General features: G+C 32.2%; 27 protein-coding genes, 1 pseudogene and 2 other annotated features (1 of these 30 running past the window's edge). Of the genes and pseudogenes, 2 read left to right on the plus strand and 26 right to left on the minus strand.

Annotated features, from left to right (window positions below):
• Position 1: 1 nt before the first annotated feature.
• The 13 genes and pseudogenes from ruvB to ACEE93_RS05205 form a co-directional block, all read right to left on the minus strand.
• Positions 2–1,000: a Holliday junction branch migration DNA helicase RuvB gene (ruvB, locus tag ACEE93_RS05145; protein WP_449156433.1), complete on the minus strand. Its 999-nt coding sequence runs from the start codon at positions 998–1,000 to the stop codon at positions 2–4.
• Between the two features lie 16 nt (positions 1,001–1,016).
• Positions 1,017–1,616, minus strand: a complete 600-nt coding sequence (gene ruvA, locus ACEE93_RS05150) for a Holliday junction branch migration protein RuvA (RefSeq protein ID WP_449155661.1) — start codon at positions 1,614–1,616, stop codon at positions 1,017–1,019.
• 13 nt (positions 1,617–1,629) lie between these two features.
• Positions 1,630–2,073, minus strand: coding sequence for an ACT domain-containing protein (locus ACEE93_RS05155; RefSeq protein WP_449155662.1), 444 nt, complete (start codon positions 2,071–2,073; stop codon positions 1,630–1,632).
• A 20-nt stretch (positions 2,074–2,093) separates the two neighbouring features.
• A complete protein-coding gene (gene obgE / locus ACEE93_RS05160; protein WP_449155663.1) occupies positions 2,094–3,380 on the minus strand; it encodes a GTPase ObgE in 1,287 nt (428 codons plus the stop codon).
• Between the two features lie 176 nt (positions 3,381–3,556).
• Complete coding sequence (rpmA, locus tag ACEE93_RS05165) at positions 3,557–3,841, minus strand: 50S ribosomal protein L27 (RefSeq protein ID WP_037574233.1); 285 nt, start codon at positions 3,839–3,841, stop codon at positions 3,557–3,559.
• Positions 3,842–3,851: 10 nt separating this feature from the next.
• A complete protein-coding gene (locus tag ACEE93_RS05170) occupies positions 3,852–4,172 on the minus strand; it encodes a ribosomal-processing cysteine protease Prp (RefSeq protein ID WP_449155664.1) in 321 nt (106 codons plus the stop codon).
• Between the two features lie 2 nt (positions 4,173–4,174).
• Positions 4,175–4,483 carry a 50S ribosomal protein L21 gene (gene rplU / locus ACEE93_RS05175; protein ID WP_449155665.1) on the minus strand — a complete coding sequence of 103 codons (309 nt, stop codon included), beginning with the start codon at positions 4,481–4,483 and terminating at the stop codon, positions 4,175–4,177.
• A gap of 11 nt (positions 4,484–4,494) precedes the next feature.
• Positions 4,495–4,568, minus strand: a sequence feature (ribosomal protein L21 leader region).
• 35 nt (positions 4,569–4,603) lie between these two features.
• On the minus strand, positions 4,604–5,119 hold the full coding sequence (mreD, locus tag ACEE93_RS05180) for a rod shape-determining protein MreD (protein WP_449155666.1): 516 nt from the start codon (positions 5,117–5,119) through the stop codon (positions 4,604–4,606).
• A complete protein-coding gene (gene mreC, locus ACEE93_RS05185) occupies positions 5,116–5,943 on the minus strand; it encodes a rod shape-determining protein MreC (protein WP_449155667.1) in 828 nt (275 codons plus the stop codon). Before mreC ends, mreD begins: the two co-directional genes overlap by 4 nt.
• Positions 5,944–6,243: 300 nt before the next feature.
• Positions 6,244–6,390 carry a hypothetical protein gene (locus ACEE93_RS05190; protein ID WP_449155668.1) on the minus strand — a complete coding sequence of 49 codons (147 nt, stop codon included), beginning with the start codon at positions 6,388–6,390 and terminating at the stop codon, positions 6,244–6,246.
• A 72-nt stretch (positions 6,391–6,462) separates the two neighbouring features.
• Entirely contained in the window at positions 6,463–6,927 is a 465-nt protein-coding gene (locus ACEE93_RS05195; RefSeq protein ID WP_449155669.1) for a DUF4930 family protein, read from the minus strand.
• A gap of 380 nt (positions 6,928–7,307) precedes the next feature.
• A pseudogene (locus tag ACEE93_RS05200) lies at positions 7,308–7,433 on the minus strand (JAB domain-containing protein); the annotation flags it as partial.
• Positions 7,434–7,673: 240 nt separating this feature from the next.
• Positions 7,674–8,336: a class I SAM-dependent methyltransferase gene (locus ACEE93_RS05205; protein WP_001092058.1), complete on the minus strand. Its 663-nt coding sequence runs from the start codon at positions 8,334–8,336 to the stop codon at positions 7,674–7,676.
• A gap of 430 nt (positions 8,337–8,766) precedes the next feature.
• On the opposite strand from ACEE93_RS05205, the gene erm(A) reads away from it, so the two are divergent.
• Positions 8,767–9,498 (plus strand): 23S rRNA (adenine(2058)-N(6))-methyltransferase Erm(A), encoded by a 732-nt coding sequence (erm(A), locus tag ACEE93_RS05210; protein WP_001072201.1) that lies wholly within the window; start codon positions 8,767–8,769, stop codon positions 9,496–9,498.
• A gap of 125 nt (positions 9,499–9,623) precedes the next feature.
• On the opposite strand, the gene ACEE93_RS05215 is transcribed toward erm(A), so the two are convergent.
• The 9 genes from ACEE93_RS05215 to blaR1 all read right to left on the minus strand — a co-directional run bounded on the left by ACEE93_RS05215 (position 9,624) and on the right by blaR1 (position 19,371).
• Positions 9,624–10,406 carry an aminoglycoside nucleotidyltransferase ANT(9)-Ia gene (locus ACEE93_RS05215; protein ID WP_000067268.1) on the minus strand — a complete coding sequence of 261 codons (783 nt, stop codon included), beginning with the start codon at positions 10,404–10,406 and terminating at the stop codon, positions 9,624–9,626.
• A gap of 150 nt (positions 10,407–10,556) precedes the next feature.
• On the minus strand, positions 10,557–10,934 hold the full coding sequence (locus ACEE93_RS05220) for a DUF6262 family protein (RefSeq protein WP_000361059.1): 378 nt from the start codon (positions 10,932–10,934) through the stop codon (positions 10,557–10,559).
• A 6-nt stretch (positions 10,935–10,940) separates the two neighbouring features.
• Positions 10,941–12,833 carry a site-specific integrase gene (locus ACEE93_RS05225; protein WP_001557544.1) on the minus strand — a complete coding sequence of 631 codons (1,893 nt, stop codon included), beginning with the start codon at positions 12,831–12,833 and terminating at the stop codon, positions 10,941–10,943.
• Positions 12,830–13,915 (minus strand): tyrosine-type recombinase/integrase, encoded by a 1,086-nt coding sequence (locus tag ACEE93_RS05230; RefSeq protein ID WP_000868132.1) that lies wholly within the window; start codon positions 13,913–13,915, stop codon positions 12,830–12,832. Before ACEE93_RS05230 ends, ACEE93_RS05225 begins: the two co-directional genes overlap by 4 nt.
• A gap of 249 nt (positions 13,916–14,164) precedes the next feature.
• Positions 14,165–14,980 carry an AAA family ATPase gene (locus ACEE93_RS05235; RefSeq protein WP_000164963.1) on the minus strand — a complete coding sequence of 272 codons (816 nt, stop codon included), beginning with the start codon at positions 14,978–14,980 and terminating at the stop codon, positions 14,165–14,167.
• On the minus strand, positions 14,973–16,415 hold the full coding sequence (locus ACEE93_RS05240; RefSeq protein WP_000790705.1) for a Mu transposase C-terminal domain-containing protein: 1,443 nt from the start codon (positions 16,413–16,415) through the stop codon (positions 14,973–14,975). Before ACEE93_RS05240 ends, ACEE93_RS05235 begins: the two co-directional genes overlap by 8 nt.
• Positions 16,387–16,980 (minus strand): recombinase family protein, encoded by a 594-nt coding sequence (locus tag ACEE93_RS05245; RefSeq protein ID WP_000690628.1) that lies wholly within the window; start codon positions 16,978–16,980, stop codon positions 16,387–16,389. Before ACEE93_RS05245 ends, ACEE93_RS05240 begins: the two co-directional genes overlap by 29 nt.
• Positions 16,981–17,243: 263 nt before the next feature.
• On the minus strand, positions 17,244–17,624 hold the full coding sequence (blaI, locus tag ACEE93_RS05250) for a penicillinase repressor BlaI (protein WP_001284656.1): 381 nt from the start codon (positions 17,622–17,624) through the stop codon (positions 17,244–17,246).
• Positions 17,614–19,371, minus strand: a complete 1,758-nt coding sequence (gene blaR1 / locus ACEE93_RS05255; RefSeq protein WP_031771847.1) for a beta-lactam sensor/signal transducer BlaR1 — start codon at positions 19,369–19,371, stop codon at positions 17,614–17,616. Before blaR1 ends, blaI begins: the two co-directional genes overlap by 11 nt.
• Before the next feature lie 106 nt (positions 19,372–19,477).
• On the opposite strand from blaR1, the gene ACEE93_RS05260 reads away from it, so the two are divergent.
• Positions 19,478–20,323, plus strand: coding sequence for a BlaZ family penicillin-hydrolyzing class A beta-lactamase PC1 (locus ACEE93_RS05260; protein ID WP_000733283.1), 846 nt, complete (start codon positions 19,478–19,480; stop codon positions 20,321–20,323).
• A 286-nt stretch (positions 20,324–20,609) separates the two neighbouring features.
• On the opposite strand, the gene radC is transcribed toward ACEE93_RS05260, so the two are convergent.
• From radC to ACEE93_RS05280, 4 genes are all read right to left on the minus strand, one after another.
• Positions 20,610–21,146 (minus strand): RadC family protein, encoded by a 537-nt coding sequence (radC, locus tag ACEE93_RS05265; protein WP_449156434.1) that lies wholly within the window; start codon positions 21,144–21,146, stop codon positions 20,610–20,612.
• The gene (locus ACEE93_RS05270) at positions 21,143–21,904 is read right to left on the minus strand and encodes a prepilin peptidase (RefSeq protein ID WP_449155671.1); all 762 of its coding nucleotides are present in this window, start codon (positions 21,902–21,904) and stop codon (positions 21,143–21,145) included. Before ACEE93_RS05270 ends, radC begins: the two co-directional genes overlap by 4 nt.
• 118 nt (positions 21,905–22,022) lie before the next feature.
• On the minus strand, positions 22,023–23,288 hold the full coding sequence (locus ACEE93_RS05275) for a bifunctional folylpolyglutamate synthase/dihydrofolate synthase (protein WP_449155672.1): 1,266 nt from the start codon (positions 23,286–23,288) through the stop codon (positions 22,023–22,025).
• An 11-nt stretch (positions 23,289–23,299) separates the two neighbouring features.
• The gene (locus ACEE93_RS05280) at positions 23,300–25,930 is read right to left on the minus strand and encodes a valine--tRNA ligase (RefSeq protein WP_449155673.1); all 2,631 of its coding nucleotides are present in this window, start codon (positions 25,928–25,930) and stop codon (positions 23,300–23,302) included.
• A gap of 42 nt (positions 25,931–25,972) precedes the next feature.
• Positions 25,973–26,154 (minus strand) — a binding site (T-box leader) (it continues 27 nt past the right edge of the window).

Raw genomic sequence — 26,154 nt, forward strand, 5'->3', positions numbered from 1 at the left:
CTCACGCTTTAGGATAATTGAAATGTTCATACGCATAGGCTGTTGCTTTTCTACCTCTTGGCGTACGCTCTAAAAAACCTTTTTGAATTAAAAAAGGTTCATAGACATCTTCAATTGTAATACGTTCTTCTCCTATTGATACAGCTATAGTATCTAAACCAACTGGGCCACCATTGTATTGTTCTATAATACATTCCATCATTTTATGATCAATATAATCTAACCCTTTATCATCGACTTGTAACAATTGAAGCGCATGTTTTGTTGTCTCAATATAAATTTGATCATCCTGTTTAACTTGTTGAAAATCTCTCACACGTTTTAATAGTCGGTTAGCAATTCGAGGTGTCCCACGACTTCTTTTCGCGATTTCAAAAGCACTTTCTTCATCAATATTAGTCCCTAACACTTCAGAAGTACGCATAATAATGCGTTTCAAGTCTTCTTCGCTATAATATTCTAACCGTAAATGCACGCCAAATCGATCTCTTAAAGGACTGGTCAAACTACCAGCACGTGTTGTGGCACCTACTAGAGTAAAAGGTGGCAAGTCAATACGTATACTTCGTGCTTCTTCACCTTTTCCTACGATAATATCTAAGAAAAAATCTTCCATTGCAGGATAGAGCACTTCTTCAACAACACTACTTAAACGATGAATTTCATCGATAAATAAAACATCTCCAGGTTGTAAACCGGTTAAAATAGCTGCTAAATCACCTGGCCGTTCAATTGATGGACCAGAAACAGTTCGCATGTTGACTTCCATTTCATTAGCGATAATATGTGATAAAGTTGTTTTACCTAATCCAGGAGGCCCAAATAACAATACATGATCTAAAGGTTCTTCTCTTAACTTAGCAGCTTCAATAAAAACCTCTAAATTTGATTTGATTGAAGGTTGACCAATATATTGACGTAAATACTCTGGACGTAATGATAATTCAAATGTTTCATCCTGAGTTTGTTCATGACCATCTACCATACGATCTTCATTCATATGACCACTCCTGAAATTATTTAATGAGTTGTTTTAATCCAAATTTAACGGCATCATCGACATTATCAAATGACGCTTCTTTCATTAATTTTTCCACTTTATTTAATTCTCGCTTAGAATAACCAAGTGCATCTAATGCTAAAATAGCTTCTTCTTGTATGTCATTATTTTCAGCGTTTGTCATTTGCATTAAAGTTGATTCATTTTCTTCAGTAATTGTGACTTTTCCTTTTAAATCTAAAACGATTTGACGAGCAGTTTTCTTACCAATGCCTGGAAATTGTGTCAAATAAGCATCATTTTCATTTTCAATGGCAATTTTGACATCATTCGGTGCACTTGCAGCTAAAATAGCTAACGCTGATTTAGGACCTATTCCCGTTACTTTAATGAGATTTAAAAATAGTGACTTTTCCTCTTCATCCAAAAATCCATATAATAATTGAGCGTCTTCTCTTACTATTAGTGTTGTATGCACTTTAGTTTCTTGATTGAAATATTTTTGAAAACGATACGAGTTAGGTGTATGAATTTCATACCCTACACCCGACGCTGTTTCTACCACTATGTGTGTGGGTGTTAAGTCGGTAATTTTACCGAAAATATAAGCATACATCCACTTGACCTCCTTACATATTCATTCCTATGATATCAACATTATAGACATTTTTCATTTGTCTTAAAATATTTATAATTTCATAGACATTTAGCTTCGTATTAGTTGCATTTAATGATAGCGTTATCGAAGCTCGCTCATCCACTGGTACACTTTGATGAATCGTTAATACAGACAATTTAAGTTCAGAGATTCTTTCTAAAATACGTGCTAAAATACCTACCCGATCATTGACATACAGTATAATCGTAAATTCGTTTGTATTTTGTTTAATCTCATCTAATGAAAAAATGGTATCTCTATATTTATAAAACGCACTTCTAGAACAATCATGTAAATCTACAGCTTCTTGAATGGTCATTGAGTGGTTGTCCTTTAAAGTTGACTTCACTTTCAATACTCTCTGAACAATATAAGGTAAAACATCTTCACGAATAAGGTAAAATTGATGTTCCATACCACGATTATCCCCCTAGTTTACTCTACGAATTCAAATTCTCCACCTAAAATTCTTACAATATCGCCATTTTCCGCACCTTTTTCACGCAATGCATCGTCTATCCCCATTGATCTCATTTGACGAGCAAAACGTCTAACAGCTGGATCACTATTAAAATCAGTCATTTTAAACATACGTTCAATGGCGTTACCGCTTACGACATATGCGCCATCATCATCACGCGTAATATTAAATTGATCTTGAGAAGGCGTATGTTTATAAACAACGCGGTTAACGCCCACTTTATCTTCCATACTGAAATCTTCGTCTTTCACTGTTTCAAGTGTATCTGCAATGTTATATAATAACTGGTCAATATTTTCACGTGTAAAAGAAGAAATTGGTATGATAGTGATATTTGAATCTACTTTGGATTTAAATTGCTCTAAATGTTCTTGTGCTTCAGGCATATCCATTTTGTTAGCTACTACAATTTGTGGGCGATCTTCTAATCTTTTTTTGTAGGCTCTAAGCTCTTTATTAATTGTTAAATAATCTTCATATGGGTCTCTACCTTCCATCCCACTCATATCTATGACGTGAACAATCACCTTCGTACGTTCTACATGGCGTAAAAATTGATGACCTAATCCAACACCATCTGATGCTCCTTCAATGAGTCCTGGTAAGTCTGCCATAACAAAACTACGATGATCAGGTGTAGAAACCACCCCTAAATTAGGTTGAATCGTCGTAAAATGGTAAGCACCAATTTTAGGCTTCGCTTTTGAAACGATTGATAATAATGTTGATTTTCCGACACTTGGAAAACCTACTAAACCAACATCAGCCAATAATTTCAATTCTAATACGACTTCAATTTCTTCTCCAGGTTCACCGTTTTCACTAAAATCAGGTGCTGGATTTTTAGGTGTCGCAAATCTTGAATTACCACGGCCTCCGCGGCCTCCTTTTGCTACGGTAGCGCGTTGACCATGTTCAACTAAATCTCCTAGTATTTGATCAGTTTCTGATGATTTAATCGTTGTACCAGGTGGTACTTTTAATACCAAATCTTCAGCATTTTTACCATGCATATTACTACTTTGACCTTTTTCACCTTTTTTAGCTTTAAATTGACGTTGGTAACGAAAATCCATAAGTGTTCTTAGCCCTTCATCTACTTCAAAGACTACAGAAGCACCTTTACCACCATCGCCACCAGCTGGTCCACCAAACGGCACGTACTTCTCTCTACGATATGCAGTGATACCATTACCACCATCGCCAGCTTTCAAATATATTTTGACTTGATCAACAAACATCATTTCACCTCTTTTTTTCTATTTATAAATTTTTTATTGCCCCTTCAACGGTTATCTTGGTTTAATCAATTTTTTAAATTTTATAAGTAGAGATACCTAAATACAAAAGAATATACTTAAATTTTATTAAAAAAATAAACACCAGAAGCCAACTTCTGGTGTTTGAATGAGACAAATTATTCAGCAACTGCGTATACAGATACTTGTTTTTTGTCGCGACCTTTGCGTTCAAATTTAACAACGCCGTCGATTTTAGCGAATAAAGTATCATCGCCACCACGACCTACGTTTTCACCTGGGTAAATTTTAGTACCACGTTGGCGGAAAAGGATAGAACCACCAGTAACGTATTGACCGTCAGCACGTTTAGCACCTAAACGTTTAGATTCAGAGTCACGTCCGTTTTTTGTAGAACTTACCCCTTTCTTAGATGCGAAAAATTGTAAGTTTAATTTTAACATGAGTTACACCTCACTTAAGATTTAATTTGATATATTCACTATATTCTTCTTCAATCGTTTGTAGAGAAACGATCATTGCTTGTAAAATTAATTGTGCTTGTTCATTAGATGCATCCACTGTTCTTACGTGGAAGTATCCACCATCATCTTCGTAATCAATATCAGGTTTTTCAGAAGTTAAACCCATTATAGCATTGACACTTCCAAATAGCACTGCAGAAGCTCCAGCACAAACAATATCTTGTCCATGTTCTGAATAATCAGCATGACCTGTCATGATTACGTCAGTAACTTGACCTTCGTCATTTAAACTAATTTCAACATTAATCATAATTATGCATTGATTTTGTCGATAGTTAATTTAGTGTATGGTTGACGGTGGCCTTTTTTACGTTTTGAGTCTTTACGACGACGGTATGTGAATACAGTTAATTTTTTGCCACGTCCTTGTTTGTTAACAGTTGCTGTAACAGTTGCACCGTCAACAGTTGGCGCACCAACTTTAACTGAATCTCCACCTACAAATAAAACTTTATCAAAAGTGAAAGTGTCACCTTCATTAACGTTTAATTTTTCAACGAAGATTTCTTGACCTTCTTCAACTTTGATTTGTTTTCCACCTGTTTCAATAATAGCAAACATACTTTGCACCTCCTATAATTAAGTCACGCCATATATAGGTGACATTCGTACTTAAAAACCTATATTTGAGCGGTTGTATGTAGCTATGAACTACTCAACTACTGCATCATACCATTGCTATTAATACATGTCAATAGAATTTCTTCTATTTCTAACACGTTCGACGATCAAGAAAATAATTAACAGTAAAATAAAATTCAAGAATCCTGATGGTAAAATTCTAAACACTATAAACGATAGAAATTCTACTTTAACGAGGCCCAAAATGAAGTATATGATTAACAAATACATATCCATTAAAACTGTTATGATTAAAAATGAGACAAAAATCATTGTGTCATCTCTATAAAATACCTTTAAAAACTTATCTGTTAAAACAATAAACAAAATGTATCCAAATACGTATACGCCATATACTTCACCAAAATAAATATCATGTAATAAGCCAGTAAAAATACCTAAAATTAAAGCAACACCGGCATTTTTATAAATCGTTACAAAAAGTAAAAATAATAATGTTAATTGCGGGACAAAAATCAATGATATGGCACCGATTTTAAGTGGAGAAATCATTGCCAAAATTGTATCCAAATAAAAACACAATAAAGATAGTAAGAAGTAATAAATCATTCTCATGATGCGTCACCTTGATTGTTGTCATTTGAAGATTTCGCTACATAGACATGGGATAAATTATTCATTTGAGCCCCCATTTTAATAGCAACCTGCTTAGATAAGCCATACTGATCATTTTTTACTTCTTCAACTTCCCCAACATATAAGCCTTTTGGTAATTGATCTCCTAAACCGCTTGTTTCTACTTTGTCTCCTTTAGAAATTGAATCTTTATTGTTAATATCGCTGATGACTAATTGATCTTTCTTTTCATCATAATGGTCTATTAAACCAAACACTTCATTTGAATCATGTTGAATATTTACCGATAGTCGATTAGCGCGACCTTCTGTAGTAATCAAATTAACTTGTGAAGAAAATTGATTTACTTTTGCTATACGACCGATGATACCATCAGCAGTCATTACAGCCATATTTTCTTCTAAACCATCTTTTTTCCCTTTATCCAATACTAATGTGTCAATCCATTGGTCAGGTTGACGAGCAATAACAGCTGCAGAAACAGGATCATATTTCGAAATATCTGTCATATCGAGTTCTTTTTTTAGACTTTCATTTTCTGATTTTAATCGATTATTTTCCGCTTCTAATTGTTTTTCTTTATTGGAGGGTGTCTCATCTTTATTAAATAATTGGTTTATTGAACCTGAAACAAATTGGACTGGATATGAAAAAATACGCTGCCCAAAACTGACTGTATCACTTACGTATTGCTCAGGTACAGACTGTGAATTTGACCTCATTGATAAGCCAATCAACGCAATAAATATAATAATTGAACAAAACAACACGACTAATTTGTTGTTTCTAAAAAAATTGGACAACCTCAACACCTCATATTATATGTATTTGTCTATAGTACATTATTTTATATTACTCTTTGTAATTTATAAAGTGGTAACAAAAAGGATTAAGACTAACGTGACAAATAAAGTCTTAATCCTAACAATTGACATTGGGCTTATAAGGTTCTCCGATATATCACTATTTATTTATATCATTTTCTCAAATTGTCTAAACATGGGTTCAATAGAGTTATTCTCTCTTGAACTAGGGACTGCTTACTACAAGCTAATAAAGAAGCTTCATAAGCTCATATTTTAAATTCCCTTATTACCGTTTGGTTATTTTGATTCGTTCTCATTTGAAGATTGCGCTTCTTGATCTTTTTCATCTTCTTTATATAAAGTTTCATGTTTACGCCATTTAGCGAATAAATTTTGAGCTTTTAATTGTTCATTGTTTTGTTGTTCTTTATCTTGTTCAGACATTTATATCACCCTTTATTGAAAATTACATGTATTAGACTAACGTATCGATTTGAAAAAAACAAGGAAGACGTTTTAGTCTTCACCCTCAGCATAAGCCTCAATAGGAAATAATTTAATCGAATGGCCCAGCTGATTTAAATCAAAATACATATCATGTTCAGTCGTATAAACTCTCATCTCTTCATCACCAAAATGATATAAAATAAATTGAGAGTTTTGTTCAGCTATTAGGTATTCTTGATCATATCCCATTCTTGATAGCTCGTTTACCTGCATAAATTCATACTTATCCACCCAAGAAAAGATATTTCTCGCTTGCATTTTGGGGATGTTTCTAAATAAGTCGTTATCTTCAACTATATAGCCTCGACCATTCCCTGGTATCTTATAGCCTTCTTCATCAAATAATTGTTCTGCACGTTCATCTTTAAATGGATTCCAATCTTGTTGTTTAAATGCTGGTACATAATTTAAAGCAATATAACAAATGACCAGAACAAATAATAATATAATAAATATGTTAAAAAGCTTTTTCAAAATGAGCCTTCCTTTATTACAAATTTACTAAACATAGTATATACGTTTTAGTAATCCTTCACATCATTCTTAAGGATGAAAGAGAATAGACTAAAGTTTGATGCATATTAGACTATATCATAGTAAAATACTTAATAGGGAGTGGTATTATTGAATTTGTTATATTTATTTCTAATTATATTGTTGGTGGTGTTAATTTTTAGAGTAAGTCTATCCATCATCGGCTTTTTGATAAGACTAGGTCTTGCGCTCCTAGTGTTATTTCTAGTATATAAATTAGTACTATGGATTATAAACTATTTAAATATATAGCTTTATACTTAAAACAATGCCTTGATTCGAACGTCTTTTTTTAAAAGTACAATTTGAAGTAAGGCATTTTATTCTATTTCACTCAAAATGGAGGTAAAGGTTTCATTTCCGATAATAATATGATCCAATAACTCGATCCCCATTGTTTTACCGCACTGCATTAATCGTTCCGTCGTTAACATATCGGCCTTGGATGGTGTAGTATCTTATCAAGAGTAAATTACAAAAGAATCATTTAAATCAATACTTTCACTTTGAATACATGTATTTGAAGTGGAAGGTACTTATTTCAAAAATAGTAAAACCTGTATCTTAAATTACTTAATAGTAACATAAGATACAGGCTGATTTTTTATTCATTGTTATTTATACTAAAGCACCCGATAGCTCTGAAAACAATCACAAATTCAACTTTTCAAAGCCACAGCTTTAAGTTATTTTGTCCAGACAACCCCCATTGCCCAACCCATTTTATGGAATTGGCATCCAGGCAACAACTTTTCATATAAATCGTAATAATTTTGTTCAGATAGGTACTTATCTGAAGCTAAATGCTCAAGCCATGATTTAGATGTGTTGTGATTATAAATTCTAATCGCATTTTTTATTCCAAATTTGAAACAATGCGGTAAAAACTCTTGGATTGCCCCTAATTTATAAACATAGGTAGGCGGTGTCTCGACTTCAGATACATTATCAAGAATAACTATTCTTCCTTCCTCATTCAACAGTTCCTTCATTTGCTGTATTACGCTGGCTATATCATCCAAATGATGAAAGGTTGTTCGGCTTACAATAAAATCAAACTTCTCATTAAAATTAAGTTGTTCTGCATTCATATTCAGATAGACCGTATTTGTTAGTTGACGTTTAGATTTGGCAAGATCGAGCATTTGATTAGAAATATCAATCCCTACCACTTCATCATAATAACTTGCTAATTTCTCCACTAACAAACCCGAGCCACATCCGATATCTAATGCTCTGCCTTTCTTTGGAGACATATTAGACACAAAGAATGAATAATCATTCAAAAGCTCATTCACGAAATCGTAATCTTCTGCAACCTTATCAAACTGTGATTCTATTGTATTCAAAAAGATCCCCCATTCCTACTTTATCGACATTCTTTCATTACTTACCACTTTAGATGTTTTTTCGTTGGGGATAAAACTTCCCTTTAGACAATTTTATCCAAAGACAATACAACAGTGCAACTTTATTAAAGTCACTGTCCTTTATCGCAGCCTTTACTTTTTAGTAAAGACAGTGGCTTCTCTTATCAAGTTTCAAAACATATTATTTTGAAGAAAACGTCCATCTGAAGTGTCAAGTGCAAAATTACATATAAAGGTTTATTCTAAAATGAAAAGATGATACAATCATATTCAGTTACATAAGGAGGTTTCAATTATGTGCACCAGTATCGCAGTAGTAGAAATTACTTTATCTCATTCAAATCAAAATTAATTGGTTATAATGAACGCTTAATGTCAGTTCATTATAACCAGTAAGGAGAAGATTATAATGAACCAGAAAAACCCTAAAGACACGCAAAATTTTATTACTTCTAAAAAGCATGTAAAAGAAATATTGAATCACACGAATATCAGTAAACAAGACAACGTAATAGAAATCGGATCAGGAAAAGGACATTTTACCAAAGAGCTAGTCAAAATGAGTCGATCAGTTACTGCTATAGAAATTGATGGAGGCTTATGTCAAGTGACTAAAGAAGCGGTAAACCCCTCTGAGAATATAAAAGTGATTCAAACGGATATTCTAAAATTTTCCTTCCCAAAACATATAAACTATAAGATATATGGTAATATTCCTTATAACATCAGTACGGATATTGTCAAAAGAATTACCTTTGAAAGTCAGGCTAAATATAGCTATCTTATCGTTGAGAAGGGATTTGCGAAAAGATTGCAAAATCTGCAACGAGCTTTGGGTTTACTATTAATGGTGGAGATGGATATAAAAATGCTCAAAAAAGTACCACCACTATATTTTCATCCTAAGCCAAGTGTAGACTCTGTATTGATTGTTCTTGAACGACATCAACCATTGATTTCAAAGAAGGACTACAAAAAGTATCGATCTTTTGTTTATAAGTGGGTAAACCGTGAATATCGTGTTCTTTTCACTAAAAACCAATTCCGACAGGCTTTGAAGCATGCAAATGTCACTAATATTAATAAACTATCGAAGGAACAATTTCTTTCTATTTTCAATAGTTACAAATTGTTTCACTAAATTAAAGTAATAAAGCGTTCTCTAATTTCACAAGAGGACGCTTTATTCTTCCCAAAAATTGTTCAATATTTATCAATAAATCAGTAGTTTTAAAAGTAAGCACCTGTTATTGCAATAAAATTAGCCTAATTGAGAGAAGTTTCTATAGAATTTTTCATATACTTAACGAGTGCTTTCACCTTTGAATATAGTCCTTCCCACTTATCATCACACTCTCCCCGATAGCCTTTTCTAGCTATATCCAGTAAAGTTACATGCTCTTTAGGTAAAAGAGGTATAGCCCATTCTGCAGCGACATCTTTCGAGGTAATTTCACCAGTAGTCACTGTTTGCCACATTCGAGCTAGGGTTAAAATTACATTACGCTCATCACCTTTTATCCCCTCAATTAGTTCTGGCAAAGAATCCTTAATTGCTCTTCGAATATCTGTCAAAGGTACGGAGACAAGTATACTTGAAGAATCAGGACCAAATAGAGAAATACTATTCTTTCTTGCTTGTGCTAAAACAATAGCCAAATCAGGATCATAGCTTGGTTCCTGAATTTGTCCATTCTCAAATTCACCCCTGAGCCACTCACCGTATATAAATTCTCTTTTTGGAGGATATTGCCAAGGGACAACTTCACTCCTATTTATAACCGTAACTTCAAGTGGTCTAACAGAATCCGTATTTCCAATCTTTCCTGATATAGTCATTAGTCTTTCTGTTAGTTTTTTTCGAGTTAATTGAGGTAAACTATGATTCACGACGACTAGAACATCTACATCGCTGTTAATGCGTAAACCACCATTTACTGCTGAACCAAATAGATATACTCCAACTATTGAACTTCCAAATAAATCTTTTACGATTTTTAATGTTTGAATCGCTTGATTTGGTATTTTTCCGTTAATCAAATTGCTCATGATTTCACCTCGTTGATTATGTTCATATAAAGTTTATATTGATACTCAATTTACTTACCCTAGATTGGACATATACTTAAATTACTGTTCAATAAAGCTGACCGTTAGCGTTTAAGTACATCCTTTCACAATTTGTCTACAGATTAATAATTATTCTTTATTATACAGATCTCCATATAATTTTTGAATTTGGTTCTGTAATTTTTTATTTTCTTTTTCTAATTCCATTACTCTTCTTTTTAAGGTTTTAATAAGGATTTCCTCCGAACGAGAACTTTTCTTGGGTTTTGAGACTACATTTGCTGTTATTTGACGCTCACGAAGGGATTCGATTCTTTGCCTAATATCGTGTTCCTTATAAAGCCATGATTTAGAAACATTAGCTTCCTTTGCTATTGAATTAAAATTAATAACTTTACCTTCAATCGAAAATTTAGAAATCGCTTTGTCTACTTTTTCCCTTGTCTTTTTTGATTTCTGCTTCGCCAAACGTACAATTTCTGTTGTATTTCTAACTTGTTTATCCATTGATAATTACCCCGTCAAACTTCCAATGATTTGTTCTAAACGCTCTTTAACACGGCTATTAGTCTCTACTTGTCTTTGCCATTGTTTATCCTTAGCTATGGCTAATAACTCTTCTGTACGCTCTAACTGTTCTTCGTGCTGTGGTAAGAATTGCTTACTGGTACAGAAGTGAGTGCAATCTAAGCATGCATTCGCATGTGGACAACCACCTGCTACTACTGGCAATCTACAATAACCATTTGGAAGCACTTGTGCATTTATATTTTTCTTGAACCATTGAAGCTCTACATCATCGACTTCATTATCTTCATCTAGATCAAGCACATCTCCATTATTGGTAACCAGTTTTTCCTGAAATTTAGTAAATTCATTTTTTAGAGTTTCATCAAAGATATGAGCGTATCTGCTTGTCATTTCTGGGCTTTCATGCCCCAAAAATTTCTGCACAATATGCTGGGGCATCCCGTTGTTAATCATTCTTGTTCCTACTGTATGGCGAAAGGCATGGGCATGGAATCTATAAATCTCACCTGATTTATCCACTATATTTTGCTCATAAGCTAATTTATTTAACTCACCTCTAAATGTTTCTTGTTTTAATGGCGATCCATCTTTTCTTGGAAAGAGGTATTCACTATCTGGAAATTCCTCTGAAACTTTATCTTCCCGAACTTTAATAAGTAAAGCTACCTCTTTAGATATTGGAACTATATGCTCCTTTTTCATTTTCCATTGATAATACTTTAAAAAGAAATCTCCATCTTTGTCCTCTAATAGACAGCCTTTTTTCAAGGTGCACAATTCACTTATCCTCATTCCACATTCTTGAACAATCATAGTCATCGTAGCTATATATTCGGGTAATTTATCAAGATGACTGTTCAATTGCTCTAGGACGAATTCATCTATAAAGCGTGGTTTTGCTCTTGGTATTTTCGGATAGTCCTCAGAATAAATTAATATTTTGGAAGGAACATCATCCCATTCTAGCCTAAGAAGGGTACTAAATAGTCCTTCCAATATAGAGATCCTCCCAGTTATTGTACTAGGTTTTATTCCCATCATGTTTAGTTCACTTAAATATGCTTCAATTTCCACTCTCGTTAATTGGTGTACTCTCTGAACTTGTTTAAATTTCATGTCCAGAAAATTAAAGAACTCTTTAAGTCTTTGGGCAATATCACTTACATAGGAAAAGCTATCCACGTTCAATCTCAACTTACAATATCTTTTTACAAGTTGTTTAAAATATGTATTCCGAAACCCTTTAAAGTTAATTGTATATTCATATTGTGTTGGGTTAACCTTATCATCTGGCAAAGGTAAGTTACGTCTATCCCAAACGTCTTTATCCCACTCCTCTCCATCAAAATAAAAGTTCTCATAAAACTCCATAAATTGTTTTAGATTAGTAACATAGTAGGAATTAGCTTTTACAGGTGTTTTTTCTTGATTAGCAGTAATCTTATAATTAGTAGTGGTAATTCTAACACCCCGTTTTGTCAAATAAGTTCTATACTCCGTCATTGCTTTTTCAATAGGAACTTCAGTAATTGAAGTAATGCTAGGATACTTTAAATCTAAGAAATCTAACATTTTATTAATTACTGTTCCTTTTCTAATCCAGACAGTTTTTGCATTCCATATTCCATTGTTTAAATGGTAAAAATAAAAATATTTCAATTCTGTTCTTAACCACAGATTTTTAACACGTTCAAAACGAACCCAACGATTCCTTAAAGCAGGATTCTTACTTAATTCTATGGCAGAAGGATGTGGACATTTTCTTATATCCCAACTATTATTAGCCCAAAACCCCTGCATTTCTTCATTCATTACAGCTATTTTTTTGCTAATCTCACTCTGACTAATAATTTTCCTTTTACTAGAAGCATTCATTTCTTATGCTCCTTTCTCTCGAGGTATTTATTAAACTCATTTTTCATATCCTGATCTGAAAGATGAACATAGGTATTTAACGTTGTCTGAACATGTGCGTGACCTAATCTCTTTTGAACGAACGCAACATCCCATCCTTCCCTAATTAGCTGCGTTGCGTGAGTGTGGCGAAGCATATGTGATGTAAATTCTATTCCAGTCCTTTTAACTATTCTTCTAACTAGATCAAGAACACTTTGGTACTTTAGTGGTTTCCCAAAATAGCCTTCTTTTAAGGAAATAAAAACATAATCATGCTCCAATTCCTCACTATACTCATATATCAAGTAATCTGTATAAAGTGACATAAGTTCTTTACTCACATGTATTGTTCTTTCCTTCCTTAATTTAATATAAGCTTCATTAACATTAACATCTCTAGGTGTTAAATGGATTTGATTGTCCCAAGTGACAATATCTTCAAGCCTAAGCGATAACACTTCACCGATTCTTAAACCACCCTCATACATAAGCATTAAAATTAATTTATCTCTTTTCGTATGACAAGCATCAATAATTTGCTTAACTTCCTTTGATCTCAATGTTCTTATCTGTTTCTTTTTAACCCTTAACTTTAAGACATTCTTTTGGTATCTACCCTTATTAACATGATGTAAAAATCCTTTGAAATTTCTTCCCTTTGCTTGTTTAAATACATCAATTGATTTAAATTCTCCTAATCTACTTAAATAATCAAGAAAACTCATAACTACATTTAAAATTGTATTCACTGTCGTTTCTTCTCTTATGGCTTTTTTTGACTGAAGATCAATTACATTTGATGCTGAAGGATATCTCAACCAACCTACGAAGTCTGCTAACAACTCAAAGTTAATATCATTAAGAATAACACCTCTCTGTTCCATGAACTCGTACAGCAACTTTAAATGATAGCAGTATGCCTTAATGGTATTAGGAGACTTACCAGTATTATCTAAGTATTTAATAAATTTCATTACTGGTTCTATTAGCTGGTATTCTTTATCTAGTAATAAATACAATGGATACGGCTTATTCTCCACTTCTATCCTTTGAACCTTCACATGTTCCCACCTCTTTAAATACTTTAACTACTACAAATTATAAACCTTGTTAATTTTTATTTAAAGTAAAATATCCCTTTAATATCTCCTCTTAAACTACTTTAACTACTATTATTTATTATACTATGGTTAAGACATCTCCTGACGGATGATTATGCGCTACATGTTACTTTACTTGATATATGAGAATGATTTTACCTAGTAAATGAGAAAAGCAATGTCCTATATTAAAGTACATTGCTTTTTCTATTAACGAATACCTATGACTAAACTATCTCTAGCTGTTTCTACAACTTCTGTACTGATTTTATCTAAGCCATTTATATCCATAATTCTATCTATCTGCGCAAATAAACGATGAATCAGCCTAAAATTCCCTTTTGTAATTTTAATAATCGTCGTTATTGCCTCATAATCAGTAAAATCTTCGAGTTTTAGATCAAATCCTAAATCTTGCCACTTATATTCTAATATATGATGCGTCTCGTCTTTACTTAGATTATCAAATTCATGTGCAAAACCTATACGCGAATATAGTTGAGGATAACGAGATAGTTTTTTCTCTATACCTGGCATACCAATAAATATCATTGCTAAATTATGTTCATCATAAATAGCTCTTAATTGCTCTAAATGTTGCACTTTAAGGCGATCAATCTCATCTACTATAATTAAATCAATATATTTAAACATATCACTATAATGTTTACTATGATCATGACCATACTTATTTACGATGTGTAATTTTTGACCCAAATCAATACTTGCACTAATACTATATAGATCATTACTTAATCTTGTTTGTTTTTCAGCCGGTGCAGTATAAAATATCTTATTCACCGATAATATATCATCAGTCGTTTTACTAGCTAGATCTTCCCACCCTCTATGATTAACTTGCTTTTCAATAGTATTCCAATTTGTGTAATACCTAGAAGATAAAGTTTTTCCGACACCAGGTTGACCATAGCAGATCCCAATATATTGATATTTGATACAAGCATCGCAAAATTCAGCAAATCGTTTATACTCTTTCGTTTCAATGAAATTCTGATTTTTAGTCATTACGATACCTCTTTAATTTTTTGACGTTTTTGGTCGTTTCTTGAGGTGAGTAACCATAACTTTTTTCTTCCTTAATTAAATCAGTGGTGCTTGGACTAGCAATGTTTTGTTTTAAGTGTTTTCTTCTCTGACTACGTGCGTGTTGTATCTCTTTTATATCAATTGAATAATCAGCTAAATCAGGGGATATTGCTGTACAAAGAAATTCATCTCTATAAAAAACGCGTATTTCAGCCATATCATTGGGATTGTAACGAATTAATACATACTCACCTACATAAGCAGTTAGGTTTGTATTACTGTATCTAAAGCCTTGAAAATGAATACCATCTGAATGAATTTTTCTAGATTTAGGTATTTCTAATAATAATAAATCAAGTTGTTCTAAACTGCTTGGCATATTAGGAAAAAAATGATTACTGTTCCACCGATTGATAGGAGTGCTCTGGATAGCACTGTGCTCTTTTTGATTATAATCTTCAATTAAAAAGTATCGTAATTTTTCTTCGAAATTTTGAAAATCTATTAAATCGCTAGAAGTATCATTATTGTTTATATATCCAGGAAGTTGTTCTAAGAAAGTTTGGTTAACTGTCTGAAAAAACCGTTCTATTTTCCCGCGACCACGAGGGACACCAACTTTTGAAAACATCAAGTTAATTTTCAAATCAATAGCGACTTGTTCCATGTGGTGCGAGGTAAAGTCACTCCCGTGATCTGTGTAGAATTTTTCGGGTATACCACATACTGGCCAATTGGTATTATTCTTATTCCATATTGCTTGGTGTAGTGTTAATGCTGTGTTTTGAGCATTAGGAGCATCAAAACTTATAAAGTAGCCTGCAATTGCACGACTATAGTCATCCATAATAATGGTTAGCCATGGTCTATTGATATTACCTTTTTGATCTAATATATAAATATCTAGCAAAGTATGGTCGGCTTGCCATATTTCATTGGGTCTTGAGGATTCTCTTATTTGTATTAAATCGTACTTATTTTGATAGTATTTTTCACCTTGGTGAGAGAAATCAATAACAGACTTAGGCATTGCTTTAATAATACTATAAACTTGTTTATAACTTGGTTTATAAAAATTATTCTCTATACAATAATTAGCGATTTTCCTATGAATCGTAGCAATACTATTTCTTTTATTCTTGAGTGCAAGGCGTTTAATCTCGTCTATTATGTTTTGTTTTAATTTATGCTCACCTTTATCAACTCTTGTATTATGAATTAGACCAGTAAGACCTTGTTCCTTATATAATTTATTCCACCTATAAAGTGTACTTAACGCAATACCTTTGCTTTTAGAAATGCTTGATAAAGATTGCTTGCCCAAGATAAAAGGTTTTATAATATTGTACTTTTGAGTAGCTTCTTTACGTTTGGCTTCAGAAAAATTAGTTAGATACTTCTCCTTGTTTTTCATCTTCCTTTTCCTCCAATTTATTGAGGTAACGATAAATCGTTGTACGTGAAACTTGCCACTGCTCTGCAATTGTCTTAATTGGCGTGCCATTATCATAAAGTGTCTTAAGTAAGTTTAAATCTTTTTGATTTAATTTTTCGGGTCTACCTCCATAGCGTCCTCTAGCACGTGCTGCAATTCGGCCAGCTGAAGAACGTTCTAAAATTAAATTTCGTTCAAATTCTGCAAACGCTGCGAATAAATGAAATAATAATTGTCCTGTAGAACTTGATTTATCCATCGTTATATTTTCTTCTAAACTATGGAAACTTACACCTCGTTCGTTAAGCTCATTAACTAATGTGATTAAATCCTCCATATTACGTCCTAGTCTGTCGAGTCTCCAAACAACAATCGTATCTCCTGATCTCGCAAATTCAATTGCTTTATCTAATCCAGGTCTTTTACTTTTTGAACCACTAATATGGTCGCTAAATATCTTTTCACAACCATATGCGTTTAATCGGTCCTCCTGTAAATTCAGATTTTGTAATCCAGTTGAAACTCTTGCATAACCTATTTTCAAAATACAAACCTCCTATATACATATACAGTGTACCATAACTTAATTTCAAGGTCTTTTGTGAACATAGATTTTTTGTTGGGTTTTTGAACACGAAAATATATGTATTACTCACTTATTTCGGCATAAAAAGAGAGTGTACAGAAAATGGTTATTTTCTGTACACTCTCATCTTTAATAATATATTTTAAATGTTATTAACAAAACTAATTTAATAAGAGTCAAGCATAGTTTACATATGTATTATGTTTGAAACATATCTCTAATTACTTTTTACTAATATCATTTAAAATGTCTCGCAATTCTTCAATTTCTTTGTTATTTAATTCTTCATTTTTCGCAAAATTCAGCACTAAACTTTTCATGTCCCCTCCATACAGTTTATTAAGAAAGGTTTTAGCAGTTTTCATTTTAATATCGTCTTCTTTAATATTTGATGAGTAAAAATAAATATTCTCTGATTTGTATCGTTTTATAATCTCTTTTTTATATAGTCTTGTGATTAATGTTCTAATCGTTTTATCGCTAACTTCTTTATATTTTTGAATTTCAACTACAATTTCATTAGCTGATACTGATTTTTTACCCCATATTATATTCATAACATCCCATTCAGCCATAGATATTTCAACTTGCTTATTGGCCATTTAAAACACCCATTTCTTTTAATATTTTTTCACTGATTAATTCAGCATTTTTCCCAGATGGCTTTCCATCTGATAAATGTGTAGCAAAATAATACTTATCATGATTTGTAATTACGTAACCTACAAACCACCCATTATTATACTTCCCGTTTACTATACCTGTACCTGTTTTCCCATACAGTTCATACTTTTCATTTTTCTTAATCAATAATGAAGAAGATAATTGATTCTTTGCTTTTTTACTAAAATGGTTATTTTGTTCCATCATATTTTTAAAAACTATTACTTGTTCAAGATTAGATATTTTCAAACTATCTTCCGTCCAATAGCTTTTATAACTTCCCAAATTTTTATTACCATAATTTAATTGCTTGAGTTGAGTCGCAGTATAGTTCTTTGGTATTTGATCGCTAATACGTTCGAAGTACCAATTAACTGAATTTTGCATTGCTGTATTTAAATCTTGTTCCTTATTCCAAGCATCAAAAGGGTAATGCTTATGATTCCATGACATACGTGAATTTTCATCATTTATAATATGTCGGTCAAGTCCAAACATAGCTAAATAAATTTTATAAGTTGAATTAGGAGAATACCTTTTTCTACTTTCTTTTTCGTTATAAATATAGTATTTGTCTTTCTTCATGCTGTACATGACGAAAGATCCACTATTTGAACCAAAAATTTTACTTTTATCTAAAATTTGGTAATCGTTGTGTAAGGGCTTTTTATAATTATAATCAGTTATGGATTGCCCCATCAAAAACTGGCTTTGAATTACCATGAGCAAAAAAGTAAAAATACAAATAAAAATTAGAATTAATTTGGACTGTTTTTTCAGATTGGCTTCTTTTATATTAATTAATCTTCTTTTGAGTAATGACTTTTTACCATTAAATGAATGGCTTAATATATTTTTATTAAAAAATGGAACATTTAATACGGAGTCCATAATAGATTCCGCATAAGTTTTAAATTCATTTTTGTTAATATTATTAAGGACAAATCTATCGGCTTCTACTTCATTGTCATGAATTATCTTTCTTTTTACAATATGTACTAATGGATTGTAACTCATAATAATAGAGAAGATATTAAAGATAATTAAATGTAAAGTATCTCTATTTTTAGCATGAGCATATTCATGCAATATTATATATTTTAGTCTTTTGTCAATTACACTTTTAAAATATGAACTAGGAATCAAAATAATATATTTCCCATACCAAAAAGTTATTGGAGATTGAATAGTCTCTGCTTTTCGAATCACAATATTTTTTTTATATTGATGGTTGAAAAGTATCGTATCTATTTTATTTTTTTCATTTTCGTTTAGATAAAGTGACTGTTTCTTTAAATATTTAAGATATAATAAGGCTTTCAAAAATTTAAAACTTAAAATAATAACTAAAACTATCCAAATAACTGTGCAGATATTATCAATTGAATCCCAATTAAACTTATGGATATCTGTTGTGAACTCTTGAATAGGTTTGGTGGTATTTATGTTATGGTTCAAGTCGTGTGACTTACTTTCAACTGTGGGCGCTTGATTATTCACATTATTAAATTTAAAAAGAGAGAATTTAATAGGAATGAAAGGAATTAATCCTGCAAGAAGAGTTAGATACCAAACTTTATAATTTAACATATAATTAAAATAGCGTTTTAATATGTACCTAAAAAATAATAACAATAGAAATATAAAACAAAAGCTTACTATGCTCATTATTAATAACTTAGCCATTTCAACACCTTCTTTCAAATATTTATAATAAACTATTGACACCGATATTACAATTGTAATATTATTGATTTATAAAAATTACAACTGTAATATCGGAGGGTTTATTTTGAAAAAGTTAATATTTTTAATTGTAATTGCTTTAGTTTTAAGTGCATGTAATTCAAACAGTTCACATGCCAAAGAGTTAAATGATTTAGAAAAAAAATATAATGCTCATATTGGTGTTTACGCTTTAGATACTAAAAGTGGTAAGGAAGTAAAATTTAATTCAGATAAGAGATTTGCCTATGCTTCAACTTCAAAAGCGATAAATAGTGCTATTTTGTTAGAACAAGTACCTTATAATAAGTTAAATAAAAAAGTACATATTAACAAAGATGATATAGTTGCTTATTCTCCTATTTTAGAAAAATATGTAGGAAAAGATATCACTTTAAAAGCACTTATTGAGGCTTCAATGACATATAGTGATAATACAGCAAACAATAAAATTATAAAAGAAATCGGTGGAATCAAAAAAGTTAAACAACGTCTAAAAGAACTAGGAGATAAAGTAACAAATCCAGTTAGATATGAGATAGAATTAAATTACTATTCACCAAAGAGCAAAAAAGATACTTCAACACCTGCTGCTTTCGGTAAGACTTTAAATAAACTTATCGCAAATGGAAAATTAAGCAAAGAAAACAAAAAATTCTTACTTGATTTAATGTTAAATAATAAAAGCGGAGATACTTTAATTAAAGACGGTGTTCCAAAAGACTATAAGGTTGCTGATAAAAGTGGTCAAGCAATAACATATGCTTCTAGAAATGATGTTGCTTTTGTTTATCCTAAGGGCCAATCTGAACCTATTGTTTTAGTCATTTTTACGAATAAAGACAATAAAAGTGATAAGCCAAATGATAAGTTGATAAGTGAAACCGCCAAGAGTGTAATGAAGGAATTTTAATATTCTAAATACATAATAAATACTGATAACATCTTATATTTTGTATTATATTTTGTATTATCGTTGACATGTATAATTTTGATATCAAAAACTGATTTTCCCTCTATTATTTTCGAGATTTATTTTCTTAATTCTCTTTAACAAACTAGAAATATTGTATATACAAAAAATTATAAATAATAGATGAATAGTTTAATTATAGGTGTTCATCAATCGAAAAAGCAACGTATCTTATTTAAAGTGCGTTGCTTTTTTCTCATTTATAAGGTTAAATAATTCTCATATATCAAGCAAAGTGACACGCTACAATGATAGCATGTGCCGACCATTTTAATGCTACTTTAAAAACCTCTCTAGGATGAATAACAGCACTATTTAACGTACCTATAAACAATGTTTCTCTATGTATAATGTGATGTTTTGTATTTAAAATAAATAATATAAAATGCTCTTGTTGGACACCTTTAAACTCCTTATATAATAATTTAGCGACTTGATCAGGCGCTTGTATAGTATCTAATTGCCCTGCAATATGACCATCATCTAACCGAAAAGCGAGTTCAAAAGCAGCTAATAAGGTAACGGCTTTATTTAAACCGATGCCTGTAAAAGCTTGTAGTTCTACAATAGAAAGTTGTTTTAATTGGTTTACCGTGGGATAACAACTTAAAATTTGAGAAGCAATTTCTAAAATTGAGTGCCCCTTACTTCCTGTATTAATAAGAATCGCTAATAATTCTGTATTGGATAAGGATTTCGCCCCACTCTTAATAAGACGTTCTTTAGGTTTTTCTTCGTTAGATAAATCTCGAATACGTGTCATAAAAAACCCCCAAAATAATGATAAAATGGTTCGTAATAAGTAGATACAATTATGAAAGTGAACAGTATAGCTGGTACCAGTGGTATGTGCGGTAACTTGATTACTTTAAATATTAGAAGAAATGGAAGTAGACAAAGTGCTATGGGACAAAGAAAGATTAATAGACAAATCATAAAAGGAAACGGTAATATGAGTGCCATTATACATAATAGTTTAATATCGCCAAATCCAATATAACGATAATAAATCATACCGAAAATAAATAATAATACAGTGAGTATAGTTTGTTTGAAATCAGGTAACTGAAAAGTATGTAACGCAATGGCCGTGATACATAAAATAACTAACCAACGATGAGGAATGATAAGTATTTTACAGTCAATAAATGATAATACAAGTAATATGAAAGCAATATTATAAAAAAGCTTAAGTGGGATCGTAATGTGAAAAAGAATTGGATAAATTGCAATAAATCCACCTAAAAGTTCTGCAACAAATAAATAAGTAGGAATGAGACTTTGACAATGCGTACAACGTCTTTTAAGCAGTATATAACTTATTATTGGCATCAATTCATACCAGGTTAGCTTAGAGTAACATACATTACAATGAGACCTTCTAACTAAACTAGCTAAACGCCATTGTGATGATTGTATAATGAACATTAAAAAACTCATTAAACAAGCACCAGTCCAAAAAAGAATAATAATCAAGGCCCCACCCCACTTTATAAAAGTAACTTTATTATAAGTTCTCATTTTATAAGTGTCAAATTACACTTTTGAAGAAGGTAAATGCTCTATCATGCTTGATAATAAAATTCCCCTTTAATTTTTGACAGAAGCTTCCTTTCTGTCTCAATTAAAGGGGATTTTATTAATTAAAGCCTAATTTTGATTTAACTTCACTAATGAAATATAAACTACCTGTGATTAATAAACAATCACCATCGTATTGTTTTATAAATTCTACATAATTATCGACAACCGACTTATTTGTAAATTCCACTTCTTCATACAAAGTTTGCTTAGGTAAAGCTCTAGGAAAATCAAATTCAGTCACGTATAAATGCTTAGCAATCGCATTAAATGCTGTCAACATATGATGTATCGGTTTTCCTTCAATAGCTGAAAATAAAATATCTACTTTATCACATTGATAATAACGGTGCACCGTATCTACTAACGCATCAACACTTTCTCGATTATGCGCACCATCTATAATAATCAATGGTGAATCTGACACTTTTTCAATGCGCCCTGTCCAATGTGTATGTTCAATACCTTCAATCATACAATTAAAATCTAATTCGATAATACCTTCTTCATATAATTCAATTAATGCTGTAATAGCTAAAGAGGCATTTTCTTTTTGATGTTCACCAATCATATCTAAAGCGATATTTTCCAGTTCATAATCTTTATAACGATAAGTGAACTCATCATCTTCCGACTTCACAAAAATATCTCGATCAAATTCGATTGCTTTTGCATTTAATTTTTCTGCAGTATCACGAAAGTGTTTGATTGCTTCTTCGTTTTTAATCGCATAAATGACAGGTGTTTCCGGTTTAATAATCGCACTTTTATCTTTGGCAATGTCTAGATAAGTATTACCTAAAATATCCGTATGATCTAAGCCAATACTTGTTAACACACTAATGATCGGTTGAATGACGTTAGTAGAATCATTTTTAACACCGAGACCCGCTTCCACAATTACAAAATCTACTGGATTTAATTCTCCAAAATACAAATACATCATCGTTGTAATGATTTCAAATTCAGTAGCTGTGCCAAGTTCAGTCTCTTCTTCCATGGCTTCGCTTATTGGTTTCACACGTGTGACTAAATCAGCAATGGCTTCATTTGAAATTGGTTTACCATCGACACTAATACGCTCATTAAACGTTTCGATATAAGGTGATGTAAACGTACCAACAGTATAATTGTTTTTTAAAAGCGCTTCTCTCATGTACGCTACTGTTGAGCCTTTTCCATTTGTACCGCCCACATGTATCACGTTAATTTTTTGTTCTGGATGATCCAATTTTGATAACATCCATTCCATTCTCTTAACGCCTGGTTTAACACCAAATTTAGTCCTTTCGTGTATCCAATATAAACTATCAAGATAATTCATAATTAAGACTCCTAAGATTGTAATTGTTCTATTCTTGCTTTAACCCCATCGTATTTTTCTTGATATTTTGTTTGTTTTTCTCTTTCTTCGTTGATGATTTTTTCAGGGGCTTTATTAACAAAGTTTTCGTTAGCTAACTTTTTGTTAACACGATCCAACTCTTTTTCCCATTTCGTTAATTCTTTTTCTAATCGCTCAATTTCTTTATCCATATCGATGAGCCCTTCTAATGGTAAGATGACTTTTCCGGCAGCGACCACAGATGTCATTGCTTTTTCAGGAATATCAATATCTAAATCAATCACTAATTCACTAGGATTACAAAAACGTTCTAAGTAATCTTTATTCAGTTCAAGCAATGATTTAATGTCTTGATCTTTAGCTTGAATTTTAATAGGAATTGATTTTGATAATGGTGTGTTAACTTCAAGACGTGATTGACGTACCGCTTTAATGATTTCCACTAATTGTTCCATAATGACTTTGCTATCTTCGAACATTAACTCTGTATTTACGGTTGGCCACTCACTTGTCACAATTGAAGCACCTTTATGTGGTAGATTTTGCCAAATATGTTCTGTTACAAACGGCATAAATGGATGCAATAAACGCATAATACGATCTAATGTATAACTAAGCACAGATCTTGTAACATTCTTTTGACGCTCATCGTCTCCGTTCATTGGGATTTTACTCATTTCAATATACCAGTCACAGAATTCGTCCCAAATGAAATTATATAATGCGCGTCCCACTTCACCAAATTCGTATTTATCGCTTAATTTAGTGACAGTATCAATTGTTTCATTTAATCGTGTTAAAATCCATTTATCTGCTACAGAAAGATTGCCTGATAAATCAATATCTTCATATTGGAAATGCTCACCGATGTTCATTAAGCTGAAACGTGCCGCGTTCCAAATTTTATTAATAAAGTTCCAAACAGATTCTACTTTTTCTGTTGAATAACGTAAATCATGACCTGGTGAAGAGCCTGTTGCTAAGAAGTAACGTAAGCTATCAGCACCATATTGATCAATGACATCCATTGGATCAACACCGTTACCTAATGATTTACTCATTTTGCGTCCATCTTCGGCACGAACTAATCCATGTAATAACACATCATTGAAAGGTCTTTGATCCGTAAATTCTAAACCTTGGAATATCATACGTGCTACCCAGAAAAAGATGATATCATAGCCTGTCACAAGCACATTTGTAGGGTAATAACGTTTATAATCCTCAGACTCAGTATCTGGCCATCCTAATGTTGAAAAAGGCCACAGCGCACTTGAAAACCATGTATCGAGCACATCTTCATCTTGTGTCCAATTGTCAATATCTTCAGGTGCTTCTTCGCCGACATACATTTCACCAGTTTCATTATGATACCAAGCTGGAATTTGATGACCCCACCATAATTGACGAGAAATCGTCCAATCACGAATTTCTTCCATCCAACGGTTGAATGTTTTTTCGAAACGATCTGGGACAAAATTAACGCGTCCTTCTGTATCTTGGTTCTTCAACGCTTGTTCAGCAAGAGGTTTCATTTTAACGAACCATTGCGTAGATAAATAAGGTTCAACTACTGCACCACTACGCTCAGAATGACCTACTGAATGAACATGATCTTCTATTTTGATTACTAAGCCTTCAGCCTCAAGGTCTTTCACTAATTGTTTTCGACATTCGAAGCGGTCCATACCTTCATATTGTCCGGCTTTTTCATTCATTTGACCTGATTCATTCATCACAACAATACGTTCAAGTTCATGACGATTTCCAATTTCAAAATCATTTGGGTCATGTGCAGGCGTTACTTTCATCGCACCACTACCAAATGCTTCATCGACATATTCATCTGCTAAAATTGGTAACTCACGACCTACAAGCGGTAAGCGTACTTTTTTGCCAATCACATCTTTGTAACGCTCATCATTTGGGTTAACGACAATCGCTGTGTCACCTAACATTGTTTCTGGTCGTGTTGTTGCTATTTCAATGTAACCTTCTCCATCGACATAAGGATATTTAAAGTGGTAAAACTTACCATTTACATCTTCGTGAATAACCTCAATGTCAGAAAGTGCTGTGCGGGCTGCAGGATCCCAGTTAATGATACGTTCCCCACGATAAATAAGGCCTTTATGATACATATCAACAAATACTTTTTTAACTGCTTTACTTAACCCTTTATCAAGTGTAAAACGTTCTCTACTATAATCTAACCCTAAACCTAACTTCGCCCACTGTTGACGAATGAAATCAGCATATTCTTCTTTCCATTCCCAAGCTTTTTCTAAAAACTTTTCACGACCAATATCATGACGGGAAATGCCTTCTTCTCGCATTTTAGCTTCTACTTTTGCTTGTGTTGCAATACCCGCATGGTCCATACCTGGTAGATAAAGTGTGTCGTAACCTTGCATACGCTTCATTCGCGTTAAAATATCTTGTAATGTTGTATCCCATGCATGACCTAAATGTAATTTACCTGTTACATTTGGGGGTGGAATTACAATCGTATATGTCTCTTTATTAGTATCATCACTTGGCTTAAATAAATCTTGATCTAGCCAATGTTGATAACGACCCGCTTCAACTTCTTGCGGGTTATATTTTGAATTCATTTCCATTAATATCCCTCCATGAAATAGAAAAGAACATCTATCCTAAACAAATAGGACGGATGCTCCGTGGTACCACCTATATTCAATAATTAAACGATTAACTATTGCACTCAAAAGATTAACGCTCTTTTCACGCTCTAACTTACTCGTTTCAGTTAGAGTTCGAACTGGGCTACATTCACCTTAAGCTTTTGTGTATTTTCACCAACCATACACTCTCTTGAAAAAGC

It is taken from the genome of Staphylococcus sp. 11262D007BW (assembly GCF_053547815.1).